The following is a 12,549-nucleotide window of genomic DNA, read 5'->3' as shown; positions in this document are numbered from 1 at the left end:
AAGTCCTGGAATGAGCCAGCTCCTGCTTCGAGCAGTTCCTATGAACAGAATCGCTGGACGCAGCGGTCGCTGTCCAACGAGAGTCAGAGATCGCCGCCATCTCGCTGAGAGATACCTTGGGGGCTCGCTGAGGGATACTCGGAGGGTGGAACTGCGCCAGCTCGAGTACTTCGTCGCCGTCGCCGAGGAAGCGAACTTCACTCGTGCCGCCGCACGGCTGCACGTGGTCCAGTCCGCGGTCTCCACCACAATCAAGAACCTCGAGCGAGAACTCCGCACGCCGCTGTTGGAACGCACCCCCAAACGCGTGCTGCTTACCGATGCCGGTGCTGCCCTGCTACCGCGCGCCCATGCCGCTCTCGACGCTGCCCGGGAGGCCGCAGACGCGGTGGGCGAGGTCCGCGGCGGACTGCGCGGCACACTGCGGCTGGGCGCGATAACCACGGTTGGGCTCATCGACCTTCCCGTGTTCCTCGGTGAATTCCACCGGCGTCATCCTGGCGTGTTCCTGCAGACCAGCGCCGCCCCCTCCGGCTCCCATGGCCTGATCGAAGCCCTCCTCGAACGGCGGCTCGACCTCGCCTTCGTTTCGGGGCCCGGACCGCGCCCGACAGGCATCACGCTGACCGCCCTCGCCACCTCGGTGCTCGACCTCGTCGTGCCGGCCACCCATCCGCTCGCGAAACGCCACACCGTGTCGATCACCGAACTGGCCGACCTCGACTTCGTCGACTTCCCCGCGGGCTACAGCAACCGGACCGTTGCCGACCGGGCCTTCGCCGCTGCCTCCGTCCCCCATCGCGTCGCCATCGAGATCACCGACCTCACCACCGGCGTGGCCTACGTCCGAAACGGCCTGGGCGTGGCGCTGCTGCCACGGGTCGCCCTCGGCAAGGGACAGGACGTCGCCACGCTGACCGTCGACGACGCCGACCTGGAATGGCAGTTTTCCCTGGCCGCTCCGTCCGAACGCACGCCCGGTGCTGCGGCACGTGCCATGATCGCGATGGCGCACGAGCTCCTCTGGCAAGGGTGAGCATCGCCTCGGAGGGGGTTGTCACGTTGTCGGTTGGGTGGACATCTGACGGTGTGTCGAGGCATGGTGTGGCCGGGGACTGATGGCAGGCCGCGAGGCATCCCAGGCCGACGAACTGGGGCTGACCGTCTTCTGGAGCGGCATCGGCTCCAGCGACATCCTCCGTGAAGCCCGCGCCGCACGCTTCCCCACTCTGCGCCGCCCTACCGAGGCCACCGCCCCCATCCGGCAGCGGTCGATCCCCACCCTCTGGGCTGCCGCCCCGCTGCAAAGAGCACCCCGACGAATGGGTCAGCACCCTGGCCACCCTCGACAGCCGGCTCCAGCTGCGACACCACAAACCCGGCAGCCTCCTGGAACACGAAGAGGGCCTCTACCGGATCACTGACGGCCTCATGGAGCACCTCGCCCTGCTGATCGGCATGGCCGCCCAACTCTCTATCCTCGATGGCCCAGAAGCCCTCACCCGCGAAGTCCTGCAAGACGCCGCCCTGGCAGCGCACCCGGGGATCGTCCTCATCGACAGGCGCGGAGTCGTCGGCCGGCGGGATCGGGGGAGTGGAGGGCGCCTCCCACCGACGTCGTCCCGAGTTCCCTGGCACCAGTGGAACTCGCCATCGGCTGTAGACCTGAGCCGTGGTGGGTTTCTCGGGGACTCACCACGGCCGGTCGGCGGTGCGGCTGGCGAAGGTCGCCCGCCTGCCGGTCGTGGGTGCCCTGGCTCCGGGAGGGCCGTCTCGCGGTGCCATTCCGGGAGCTTCAGGGAGTTGGCGCCATTCAGGGTCGGCCTGGACGCTGCTGATTCACTCTCCTTGCCGGGTGGGGTGCCCGGGTGGTGACGCGCGAGCGGGCGGCGTGTTCGTCACCTGGTTGGCTGCCCGCAGCCGACTCTTCTGCTGGTGTCTGGTTGGCTCATGGCACGTGGTGAGCCGTGTCCAGTGCAGCACCGGAGCTCTTCCGGTCTCTGCCCTCACTATCGAGCGGACTGCCCGCTACCCACAATGGCCGCTCGCGTTCCGGGCGCGGGCTGGGGGTGACCGGTGGGTGGCTGGTGAGTCGTCAGACCCTGCTCGTGGGTTGGCTCTTCCCCTACAGCTTGCCCTGCAGTTGCCCCTAGGCCCTGCCCTACAGTGACCACTGACGAGATGACCGGTTGCCGTGCAGGTCAGCATCCTGTTCGTTGCTTGCCCGCCGCTTCGTCACCCCTTTACCGATGTAACGGTACGGGGCTGGAGGGCCAGGAAAACACGCCGCGACGCGCGCCATGAACGTGGTCAGTTGCTGCAGGCGCACCCTGCAGCAACTGGACGCCGCCGTCTCGAGGAGCTAGCGGCGGCTATCAGGGGCGGACGAGGACGAGGCCGACCTTGCCGGGCCGTACCGTGTACTCCACGGCGTCGGCCAGCTCGCCAAGGCCGAACCCGTAAGCCGATCTCGGGGGTTCACCGTCGCCGGGGCTGGCTGCCTGCAGCCGGACGGCGATTGCGTTAACGATCGTAGGGCCTTTGCAGAGCAGGAACGAGAACAGTTGCGGGCTGACGCGGTGCGCGCGTGGTCCGAGCATGCTCAGCGGGCGACGGCGGAGGCGGATAGGAGCGTCGCGGCGGCGAGCTGCCCCAGAGGGCGGCCGGGCCGTGGGGTGCGAGGGCGGTGATGACCGCTGGGGAGACGGCGAGGCCGAAGCCCGTGGAGAGCTGGAAGCGGGCGAGGGCGCGTCCCAGGACATGGGCGGGGGTGAGGGCGGTGACGAGCGCGGTGGCGCTGCCGGCGTAGATGATCTCGCCGAGGGTGCAGACCACGGACACCGTGGCGACGGCCGGGGCACCCCAGCCGTGTCCCAGTGAGGTGGCCGCGAGGAAGCCGAGGTAGGACGCGGTGAGCACCACGCCGGCGAGAGCCAGCACGGTCCGGCGGGGGAAGCGGGACATCAGGACGGTGACCGGGACCTGCAGGGTGACCACCAGCACCGTGTTGGTCACGAAGATGGCTCCCGACCACACCGGGGGTGCGTGCAGCTGTGTCTTCAGGACCAGAGGGAGCGCGATTTCGGTGATGTTGAGGCAGAAGGCGTAGATCACGTTGGCGGCCAGCAGCGCGCCTATCCGGGGTGCGGGCCCGTCGGCCCTGTCCTTGGCCGGGTCAGCGGCAGCGGCCGGATGAGCGTGCACGTGGACCGACCACGCCAACGCCGCCGCGGTGAGGTAGGCGAGCCCGGTGACGGCCGCCAGCGCCTGCAATGCGGTGGTGCCGCCCGCCATGCATGCCGTGGCCAGGAGCGCGCCCACGCCCAGGCCGGCGTTGCGCAGGGCGCGGCCTCCCGCGAGAGCGGCGTCGCGTTCGCGGCCGTGGGCGACCGTGGCCACGAGGGCTGCGTGGGCGGCCGGCCATGCCTGGTTGCCGATGCCGAGGAAGAGTGCCGCCGTCGCGAACAGCCAGACGTTCCCCGTCGGGGTGGCCAGCAGCAGCGCCACGCCCAGCACCCGCACCAGCATCGACGCCGCCACGACCGTGCTGCGTGCGCCCCGGTCCAGCCATCGGCCCACCGCGGGCATGCACACAAGACCCACGACGACGCCGGCTGTCATGCCGATGCCCGTGGTCGGTGCGGACAGCCTGAGCACGGTCATCCCGTAGAGCAGCAGAAAGGGCCGCAGCAGGCCGGTGCCGAGGGCGTCCACGGCCAGGGCGACGGCGTAGCGGGGGCCTCCGCAGGCACGGACGAGGGCGCGCGGCTGGATCTTGGTGGTGGTTGCCATGGCACTGGTGGCGCTGGGATCAGCGGTGCCGGGCGCCGCCGTCGACATGGACGGTCTCGCCCGTCACCCATCCCGCGCCCAGGAGCCACAGGGCGGTGTCGGTGACGTCCTCGAGCGTTCCGACCCTGCCTGCGAGGGAGGCCGCGGCGGCCCTGTCGTACAAGGCACGGCGACGCTCGTTCGGAAGCCGGTCCCAGGTGCCGGAGTCGGTGATACCGGGCGCGATGGCGTTGACACGCAGCGGCGCGAGCTCGACGGCCAGGTGGGTGACCAGCGCGGCCAGGGCAGCATTCGCAGTACCTTTGACGACGGTGCCGGGCTTGGGCTGCCAGCCCACAATGCCGGAGAAGAACAGGAACGATCCGTCGGCAGGCATCCGTGGGGCGAAGTGCTTGGCCAGCAGCAGCGGGCCGACGACCTTGGCGGAGAACGCGGCCTGGATCTTGTCGTGTTCCAGGTCGGGCACCGGCACGTCATGATGAGCTGACGCGGTGGAGATCACGTGGTCGAAGGCGCCGAGCGACTCCGCGGCCCGCGCGATGGTGGTCTCGTCGGTGACGTCGATCTGGACCTCGGGGCCAGACCGTGTGGCGACGACGACGTCGGCGCCGGCCTGCCCGGTGCGCCGGACGATCTCAGCGCCGATACCGTGGGCCCCGCCGACGACCAGGATTCGCTTGCCTGTCAGGTTCTCGTTCATGACCGCGACGGTATACATTTGCTACCGGTATCTTCAACGCTACCGAGAGGACCCCCATGGGCAAGGCGTACAACGTCATGGCGGCGACGTGCCCGAGTCGCACCGTGCTGCACCGCATCGGGGCGCGTTGGACGGTGTTCGCCGTCAACGCACTGGAGGACGGACCGATGCGGTTCACCGAGCTCAAAGCGCACATCCGCGGGATCACCCCCAAGGCCCTCACCGAGACGCTGCGCGCCATGGAGGCTGACGGCCTGCTCGCCCGTACCGACCTGGGCGGCAACCCGCCGCACGTCGAATACGCCCTGACCGAGCTCGGCCGCTCCCTGCTGGTTCCGCTGCGTGCCGTACGACAGTGGGCCGAGACGCACGTCCCGGACATTCTTGCCGCGCGCGAACGAGCCGGCGTCGAGGCGGCCTCAGGCTGACGATGCCTGCCCGAACGCCGGGCAGCAGCGCAAGGTGCCGACGACAGCGTCATGTCGAGCCTCTCAAGCGGTCTAGGGCCTGAACGGAAAATCCCCCTGGTTCCGGGCGTGCGGGAGCGTTCTTTGACACGAGGGGCAGTGAGGTTCAGGCGGCTGGTGCGAGGGTGACGTCGTGGCCGAGGGCCTTGAGCTGGCGGACAAGCTCGCGGGCAGGACGAAGAGAGAGACGGCTGCGCCGGGAAACAGCCCCGTTTCGGCTACTGCGGTGCCCGCACCCCGTGCCGGGCAGCGATGAACAGACCGCGGAGGCACTGGAGATGCTTCTCGGTCTGCCGGGACGCATGCACCGCGACGACGCGCTGGACCTGCTGCCGCTCGCCGGTGAGGCCCTGACGCATCGGCTGGACGGTGTCCCGGCTACGGGATCACTTGTCCCGCCGGTGCGACCCGGACCGGCGACCGTCACACCGCAACCGTCCAGGCCTGGGACGCCGTGCGTAGAGCTTCCAGACGCAGCCTCGAGCATGCACTGCCCGCTCTGCTCCGACTCGAACGCAGCACCGCCTCGCCCGGCGGGCAGATGCGCCTGCTCCTGCACGACCTGCTCACCGCCGACATCGACGGCCCGTCAGAGTGGAACAGCCTGATGGGCCGGCTCAGGGACTTGCTGCCGCAGCTCGCCGATGCCCAGCTGCGCGGCCTGGGCCGATTCGACGAGATCCTCTGCCACATGCCGCTGCCAGCCCCACCCAGCGGGCCGGCCGTGCGCGGTCCGACAGAGGTGATGTCGGTCGGCGCGGGCCTCGTGCCGGAAGCGCCGCCTTCGGGCGGGCCGTCGCGGCGTGGGAGAACAGGTCGCGGTTCTGCCATGTCGACGGTGAGTTCTGGCCCGCTCAGACCGGCACTGACGCTGCTGTTGGGGGTCGGCAGCCGCGATGGGTTGCTGACCCACATTGGTTGGAGTGAGTGCGGCATCCGGGCGCCCCCAGACCGGGTACTGAGCGGCCTGCACGAGGGGGTGACAAGGCCCCGAAGACGGGCGCCAGGCCCTCGCCCCCCTCGGAGAGGCGGTGGGGCCCGATGTCGTCGGTGTCGACCAAGCCGTCGGCCACGAGCTGTCGGAGGGGCGGGTAGATGTTGGTCCGGTCGCTGCTGGGCATGACGATCCTGGCCAGTGCCCGGTGTGGGGCGTCTGGGCACGCAGGTCGGCGGCCATCTCTTCGGCCTCGAGTTGTTGTTCGTAGGGGCCGTGCCCCCTGACCTACGCCCACAGCCTCGGCCGCCCCGTCCGCTATACCGACCCGCTCGGCCGCGCCGTCATCCTGGCCCGCCCGGCCTCTCCCCGATCCGCATCAGCTCGAGCACCTAAACCCCCGCGTCCCTGCCGGGCGGTACGGATGCGGTCGGCCGGCCTTCCTGCGCCCGCTGATCGGCCGCGCCCCCGTCGGCCGTGCCTGAAAGCCACATGGCCCAGGTGGACGTGATCGGCGCGAAGCTGCCGGTACCTCGCGGCAGAGGCGGCGAACATGCTGCGCTCGGAAGGCCGCTCTCGAACAAGGGCCCCGGATATCTCGACGCCGCGCAGCACGACCTGCAGGCCAAGTCCCGGCCCCTCCGGGCCGAGCAGAAGCTGACGACGCGGTCCTGTCCACCGAACTCACCGCATGGCCTCGAAGACGAGATTACCGGCTGGGAGCCAAGCAGAGCGATCGGGAGTTAACACATCTATTTCGTTAATGCGTTAACATAAGCATATGGATACGCAGACTCCCTCAGGACCGGAGCAGCTCAGGCAGAAGTGGGTGAATGCCCGCCCAGACCTGAACACCTCGTCCATGTACGTGGTGAGCCCTCTCAAGCGGGCGCAAGCACTGTTGGCGATCGCTCTGGAATCGGTGTACGAGACCTCCGAACTCACTCCCTCGGAGATGGACGTCCTGGTTCACCTGCGGTACCTGGAGGAGCCAATCATTGCGCGACGGCTGGCGCAGTGGCTGGGTGTGTCGCGTGCCGCTGTCAGCAAGATGCTGGCCAAGCTCGAGGGCCGGGGGCTGATCGAGCGTCGAGCGAACTCGGCGGACCAGCGCAGTGCCCTGGTGACTATTTCGCAGGACGGCATAGCTGTGATCGATCGGCTGTTCCCTCGGCATCTGGACCGGGAGGCCCAGGTTCTCTCGGGCCTGGGTTCCGACCGGGACCGGGTCATCGAAGCGCTGGAGCTTCTGGTCAAGACCCTTGAACGCAGCTTGCCCCACGCCTGACGAGCCAGCGGTCGACAGTCGGTCGGCGTTCTGATCGTTCACCCCCTTGGTAATGGGCCCTCGCGGCGTTCGGTCGGTCGGTGGCGGGCATGGTTCGACCAGGCCATGGCCCGGACCGCAGGGGCTGTTCGGGCGGATGGAACGTCGTGCCACCACCCGCGCCTATCTGCTCGGACTGCCGTCCGGCGCCCTGGTCAGATCATGGGCCGAGTCCACACTCCGCGGCTCCTCCCGGACCGTGTCGACCAGTTCGAACGGCAGGACTCGAATCGGCTCGCCCGATTGGCCGGGAGCTGACCGGATCCCGGTCGCCGTGAACCCGTGAGAGACGGTCGGCGGACCGGGTGACTAGGTGCAAAGGCTCAGTCGGCGGAGTTTCCATACGTTGCAGACGGTCTCGGCGGACTGCCTGCTTCAACGGGGCCCCGTATCCCATTCCCATGTTCGGCTTCGGCGCCGACTCCCGCCAACTCGCTTGCATCAGCGCGAACACGATGACCACCCGGCCTTGGGCCAAGGCCCTGAGCGCGCTCCTGAACTGCACTGGTCGAACTGATGTAGAGGCCGCCAGGCGCCTCGGTGCGCCGCGACCGCTAGAAGACCGGTGAGGATGTCGGGTTCTGGCCTCGCTGTGTGTGGTGGGGCCAGACTCGGTTTTATGGTGATGCGGGCATGGGCCGCGGAGGGTCGGGCCGGACGCGTGGGGGGGGGCAGGGAGTTGATCCCGGGAGGAACAACGCCCCGTCATACACCGGGACTATGACGAGGTGACGGGGTTGCTGCCGGACTGGCGTGCCACGGGGCGTCAAGGCGAGCAGCTTGCCGATGTCCTGGAGCGTCTGCTGACCGGTCTGGTTGAGTACCTCGGCCTGGAAGAGAGCGAGATCCTCCCGCTCGCCGAGAAGTACGTGACCGCCGACGAGTGGAACCAGCTGGCCGAGCACGGGTTCGCAAAGAGCGCGAAGAAGACGCTGCCGCTGACCTTCGGCATGGCGATGTACGGGGCGGACCCCGACTTGATCAAGAGCCTGCTCGCGCAGGCGCCGCCACCCCTGTTCGGGCACCGTCTCTACGCTTCTCGCGCCAAGCGGATCCACGGAACGCCCACGCCGCCCCGGGTCGGCGTCTGAGTACCGTGGGCATAGCTGTCCGCCGCCAATGAGGTATTGGGTCCACTGCAGAGACATTGGCCGGCTGAACGCCTCGCGATCCGCGCGAAATCGATGCCGTCGATGTCCGGGTATGGGCCCTCCGGTGCGCGGAGTGGCCGCGAAAATCCCCATAGGAATGTGCTTGATGCTGCCGCCGACCGCGAACGTCACTGGCGCTCGGTCGTGTTCCTGCGTAGTGGTGTGGGTGGGAGCAGGCGCTGGATCTCGTTGCAGGTCAGCGAGGTCAGGCCGGGGTGTAGGTCGGTGTGCGTGTTCGTCAGCGCGGACGGCCGTCCGGGACAGGAGTCCGTCACTCGTCGCGGGATGGCCTTGGGACCAGGGATCCGCCGGCGGCGACTTGCATGAGAGAGGAGCTGAAATCGATGTCGGTGGCCGACCGGCTGGCGCGGGTGGCCTCCCCGGCGAACTGGTGCTGATAGCCTTTCCAGGCATCGTCGGCGATCGCGTCTGCCACCCTGGCGCGAACCAGATGAACCATTTCGGTGGCGGCGCGATCAAGCCGGGTGCCCAGTTCAGGTGAGGCCCAGTCGTCAGGTGAGACGGACAGCGATGTCGGTGTGGTCAACGCTCGCATGAAGGCGAACAGGGGGCGCATGTGTTCGTCGGCCACCAAGGCGTGTCGCGGGCTCCCGGCGGTGGCCGCCACGATGACTGGCTTGGCGATCAGCAGGTCGTTGTCGAGTATGTCGATGAAGGACTTGAAGAGCCCGCTCACTCCTGCTTTGTAGACTGGGGTCGCGGCGATGAGTCCATCGGCCTGAGCCAGTGTGTCCGTGGCCGCCCGCAGCGAGGTGCTCGACAGTCCGGATATCCCGGCTTGAGCGATGTCGACCGCGAGAGGAGCGAGGTCGACGAGAGCCGCAGTCGCCGGCACCTCAACCGCGTGCAGGCGGTCCAATACACGCTGCGCGAGCCGGTCGGCGAGCAGCCGCGTGGTGGACGGGTCGCTGACCCCCGCGCTCACGACAGCGATCCGCAACACAGGCGGGGTGTGGTCGGTGGCGGTGGATTCGGTCACTTCGTTTCCTTCCTGGGACCTGTCGGACCAGTGGCCATGCGGGACGGCCAGGTCACGTAACTGGGCAAGTTCGTCCGGGTCGAGGAACCGGGTTGTGGCATCGTTCACTTCCTGACCCCGGTATGCCGCCCGCCATGTCCGCAGTGCGGGGGAGTGGTCTGACGGCTGCGCGAGTTCAGCCTGCTTTGGGGTACCGGGCCCGCTGCTTCGGGTTGGTGTCTTGATAGGGCGACGTGCCCGTGAGGTTGTCGCCCCGGTTCTGGTTCGGGCGGGGCCGGCGCGGTTCGGCGTCCCCGTACTCGGCCTTCACCAGCGCGGCATGTGTGGGGGCGTCCGCCGCATCGGGTGGCCTGCCCGCGGCTATCTCTTTGCGCAACACAGGCACTACCTCGGTAGCCAGCAACTCGACCTGTTCCAGGGCCATCTCCAGCGGAAGCCCCATGGAGTCGACGTTGAACAGTTGGCGCTGGTAGTCGCCGAACGCCTCCCGGAAGGTCATCGTCTTGTCGATGATCTCCTGAGGACTGCCCACGCTCAGCGGGGTCTCCCGAACGAATTCCTCAAGCGTGTTACGACCGCGCGAGAAGCTGTTGAAGTAGGGCCGGAAGGTATTCCATGCATCCTGAGACCTGCGCGCGATGAACACGTGACCGCCCAGACCGACTACGGCCTGCTCGCGTTTGCCGTGCCCGTAGTGCTCGAACCGCTGACGGTACAAGTCGACGAGCGGCTTGAAATGGAAGTTCGGAGCGAGGATGTTATTTGCGAAGTATCCGTTCCCGTAGAACGCTGCCTGTTCGGCGATCTCGGGGGTGCGGATGGCACCGTGCCACACGAAGGGCGGAACGCCGTCCAAGGGGCGCGGAGTCGACGTGAACCCCTGCAGCGGAGTGCGGAACTTACCTTCCCAGTCGACCACGTCTTCGCGCCACAGGCGGTGGAGAAGATTGTAGTTCTCCAGCGCGAGCGCGACACCGTCCCTGATTTCCTTCCCGAACCACGGATAGACCGGCACCGTGTTGCCCCGCCCGAGCATCAGGTCCATCCGGCCCTTGGCCAGATGCTGCAGCATGGCGTAGTCCTCGGCGATCTTGACTGGGTCGTTGGTCGTGATCAGTGTGACCGAAGTGCTGAGCAGAATTTTGTTGGTGATAGCCGCGATGTGAGCGAGGAGCGTCGTCGGCGAGGAGGAGAAGAAGGGCGGGTTATGGTGCTCGCCTATCGCGAAGACGTCGAGCCCGACTTCGTCGGCTCGCTGCGCGATCTTTACGATCGCCTCGATACGTTCCGCCTCACTGGGGGTTTCGGAGGTGACCTCGCTCCTCGTTACGTCACTGACCGAGAAAATTCCGAACTGCACGGTTGCACCTTTCTGCGCGTTATTCGTTCATGATGTAGATGACGGCTTACGCCTTGGCCGTAGGACTTTGCATCGTTTTATTTTTATTCGGGCGGGATCGACCGCGATCCGAAAGGCGTCCGTGAGGCCGGAGCCATGCCGGTCGGCACGCCCTTCCGTCTTGTCGGCCACACCGTCGACGTGATCCCAAAGTTGCTGTTGATCACGACGGCACGGAAATGTGGGCATCACGCCGGTGACGTCCCGCGGATATACGGCGAATCGACTTTCTCTTTGCCTGGTCGACTGTTGAGTTTGCGGAGCTGTTGCTGGGCATTGACCTGTTCCCCGGAACGAATGCGGTGAACATCAGCCCGATGACCGCGGCCGCGGCCGCGACGGTGAACGCGGTGCGGACTCCCTCGCGTGAGGGCAATGTGGCCGCACCGACCTTGACGGTGGTGTGTGTCAGGATCAGAGCGAGGACGGCACTGGCGACCGCACCTCCCACGGAGCGCATCAGGGTGTTCACTCCGTTGGCCGAGGCCGTTTCCGTCACCGGGACCGCGTCGGTGATGAGGCTGGAGGTGGCCGCGATGGCGATGCCAGCTCCGGCTCCGATGATGGTCGCAGCGATGACGAAGTCGTTGACCGAGGTCATGCACAGTGCGATGAAGACATAGCCGGCGGCCATGACGGCCGCTCCGACCATCATGGCCGACCGCGCACCGTACCGGGCGACCAGGCGTGCTGCGGCCCGGGTCAGAAGGAGTGCGGCCAGGCCGTTCGGGACGACGGCCATCCCGGCGCGCAGCAGACTCTGGCCGAATCCGTAGCCGGTGGCGGTCGGCGCCTGCAGGACCTGCGGGAACACAAAGAGCATGGTGTAGACCGCGAATCCGATGCCGATCGTGGCGAGGTTGGTCATCAGTACCGGCCGCTGCGCGGTCATCCGCAGGTCGACCAGGGGATAGTCCGTGCGCAACTGGTGCCGGCCCCAGCCGAGCAGGACCAGGACGGCCGCCGCGCCGAGGCCGAGTGTACGAGGGCTGCCCCAGCCCCATTCCCCGGCGTTGACGACCGGCAGGAGCAATCCGATCAGCCCCACGGTCAGGCCGACCGTGCCGATGACGTCGAAGCGTCGCGCGGCCGGAGGCTGTGACTCGGGGACTACCAGGGCGACCAGCAGAGCGCAGAGCAACGTGAACCCGCCCGACGCCCAGAACAGCACGTGCCATTCCGCGTGCTCGGCCACCAAGCCCGCCAGCGGGATCCCCGCCACGGCCCCGAATCCGAGTATCGCGCTCAGGAGGGCGATGGCCTCACCGATGCGCGGGGGTGGCAGTTCGTCCCGGAACAGACCCAGGGCGAGCGGGATCACCCCGATCACGCAACCCTGAAGTCCGCGGCCGATCACCATCGGCCACAGCGAACTGGTGAGCGCGGAGATCACCGAGCCGGTGAACACCACGGCGAGTGTCAGCAGCATCGCGCGTCGTTTCCCGAAGAGATCGCCCAGGCGCCCGCTGACCGGAGTGACGACGGCGCCGACGAGAAGGGTGATGGTCACCACCCAGGAGGCACCCGTGGGCGAAGTGCCCAACAGCCGGGGGAAGTCCGGGATCAGAGGGATCACCAGTGTCTGCACCAGCGAGGACAGCAGACCAGCAGCGGTGAGGGCGGCGACCAGGGCCGGTGAGGAACGGAAAGGCTTCATGTGGAGCTCCACGGGGAGTCGGGACGGCGGCGACCGTGGCTTGACAGACAACCGCAGGTGCCGAGAGTCGGGCGGTGCACGCCTTGTTCAGGGATGGGAAGGCGTGCCGCGAAGCTCAGGTT

The 12,549-nt window shown here is 67.8% G+C and carries 10 protein-coding genes and 1 pseudogene; 5 read left to right on the top strand and 6 right to left on the bottom strand.

Going from position 1 to position 12,549, the window contains the following annotated elements:
• Nucleotides 1-145: 145 nt before the first annotated feature.
• On the top strand, nt 146-1,036 hold the full coding sequence (locus OHA88_RS02130; protein ID WP_328623954.1) for a LysR family transcriptional regulator: 891 nt from the start codon (nt 146-148) through the stop codon (nt 1,034-1,036).
• A 1,566-nt stretch (nt 1,037-2,602) separates the two neighbouring features.
• Here the strand turns inward: OHA88_RS02130 and OHA88_RS02125 are convergent.
• Nucleotides 2,603-3,792 (bottom strand): annotated as a pseudogene (locus OHA88_RS02125) (MFS transporter).
• 19 nt (nt 3,793-3,811) lie between these two features.
• Complete coding sequence (locus OHA88_RS02120) at nt 3,812-4,492, bottom strand: SDR family oxidoreductase (protein WP_328623953.1); 681 nt, start codon at nt 4,490-4,492, stop codon at nt 3,812-3,814.
• Nucleotides 4,493-4,548: 56 nt separating this feature from the next.
• Between OHA88_RS02120 and OHA88_RS02115 the strand changes: the two genes are divergently transcribed.
• A complete protein-coding gene (locus tag OHA88_RS02115; protein ID WP_328623952.1) occupies nt 4,549-4,920 on the top strand; it encodes a winged helix-turn-helix transcriptional regulator in 372 nt (123 codons plus the stop codon).
• A 257-nt stretch (nt 4,921-5,177) separates the two neighbouring features.
• Here the strand turns inward: OHA88_RS02115 and OHA88_RS02110 are convergent, their stop codons facing one another.
• The gene (locus OHA88_RS02110) at nt 5,178-5,318 is read right to left on the bottom strand and encodes a hypothetical protein (RefSeq protein ID WP_328623951.1); all 141 of its coding nucleotides are present in this window, start codon (nt 5,316-5,318) and stop codon (nt 5,178-5,180) included.
• Between the two features lie 1,356 nt (nt 5,319-6,674).
• Between OHA88_RS02110 and OHA88_RS02105 the strand changes: the two genes are divergently transcribed.
• The 3 genes from OHA88_RS02105 (at nt 6,675) to OHA88_RS02095 (ending at nt 8,311) form a co-directional block, all read left to right on the top strand.
• Complete coding sequence (locus OHA88_RS02105; RefSeq protein ID WP_328623950.1) at nt 6,675-7,181, top strand: MarR family winged helix-turn-helix transcriptional regulator; 507 nt, start codon at nt 6,675-6,677, stop codon at nt 7,179-7,181.
• 136 nt (nt 7,182-7,317) lie between these two features.
• Nucleotides 7,318-7,506, top strand: a complete 189-nt coding sequence (locus tag OHA88_RS02100; RefSeq protein ID WP_328623949.1) for a hypothetical protein — start codon at nt 7,318-7,320, stop codon at nt 7,504-7,506.
• A gap of 442 nt (nt 7,507-7,948) precedes the next feature.
• A complete protein-coding gene (locus OHA88_RS02095) occupies nt 7,949-8,311 on the top strand; it encodes a hypothetical protein (RefSeq protein ID WP_328623948.1) in 363 nt (120 codons plus the stop codon).
• A 331-nt stretch (nt 8,312-8,642) separates the two neighbouring features.
• Here the strand turns inward: OHA88_RS02095 and OHA88_RS02090 are convergent, their stop codons facing one another.
• The 3 genes from OHA88_RS02090 to OHA88_RS02080 all read right to left on the bottom strand — a co-directional run bounded on the left by OHA88_RS02090 (nt 8,643) and on the right by OHA88_RS02080 (nt 12,427).
• Nucleotides 8,643-9,479 (bottom strand): CE1759 family FMN reductase, encoded by an 837-nt coding sequence (locus OHA88_RS02090; RefSeq protein WP_328623947.1) that lies wholly within the window; start codon nt 9,477-9,479, stop codon nt 8,643-8,645.
• Between the two features lie 67 nt (nt 9,480-9,546).
• Nucleotides 9,547-10,731 (bottom strand): CE1758 family FMN-dependent luciferase-like monooxygenase, encoded by a 1,185-nt coding sequence (locus OHA88_RS02085; protein ID WP_328623946.1) that lies wholly within the window; start codon nt 10,729-10,731, stop codon nt 9,547-9,549.
• 202 nt (nt 10,732-10,933) lie between these two features.
• Nucleotides 10,934-12,427: an MFS transporter gene (locus OHA88_RS02080; RefSeq protein ID WP_328623945.1), complete on the bottom strand. Its 1,494-nt coding sequence runs from the start codon at nt 12,425-12,427 to the stop codon at nt 10,934-10,936.
• Nucleotides 12,428-12,549 lie beyond the last annotated feature (122 nt).

Source organism: Streptomyces sp. NBC_00353 (assembly GCF_036108815.1).
In the GTDB taxonomy this organism is placed as follows: Bacteria; Actinomycetota; Actinomycetes; order Streptomycetales; family Streptomycetaceae; genus Streptomyces.
This window is presented reverse-complemented; position numbering and strand designations above follow the sequence as displayed.

Excerpts from the sequence above, each read along its gene's own strand:
- OHA88_RS02120 (WP_328623953.1), bottom strand. The coding sequence starts at position 4,492 with ATGAACGAGAACCTGACAGGCAAGCGAATCCTGGTCGTCGGCGGGGCC.
- OHA88_RS02115 (WP_328623952.1), top strand. The coding sequence starts at position 4,549 with ATGGGCAAGGCGTACAACGTCATGGCGGCGACGTGCCCGAGTCGCACC.
- OHA88_RS02110 (WP_328623951.1), bottom strand. The coding sequence starts at position 5,318 with ATGCGTCAGGGCCTCACCGGCGAGCGGCAGCAGGTCCAGCGCGTCGTC.
- OHA88_RS02105 (WP_328623950.1), top strand. The coding sequence starts at position 6,675 with ATGGATACGCAGACTCCCTCAGGACCGGAGCAGCTCAGGCAGAAGTGG.
- OHA88_RS02100 (WP_328623949.1), top strand. The coding sequence starts at position 7,318 with ATGGAACGTCGTGCCACCACCCGCGCCTATCTGCTCGGACTGCCGTCC.
- OHA88_RS02080 (WP_328623945.1), bottom strand. The coding sequence starts at position 12,427 with ATGAAGCCTTTCCGTTCCTCACCGGCCCTGGTCGCCGCCCTCACCGCT.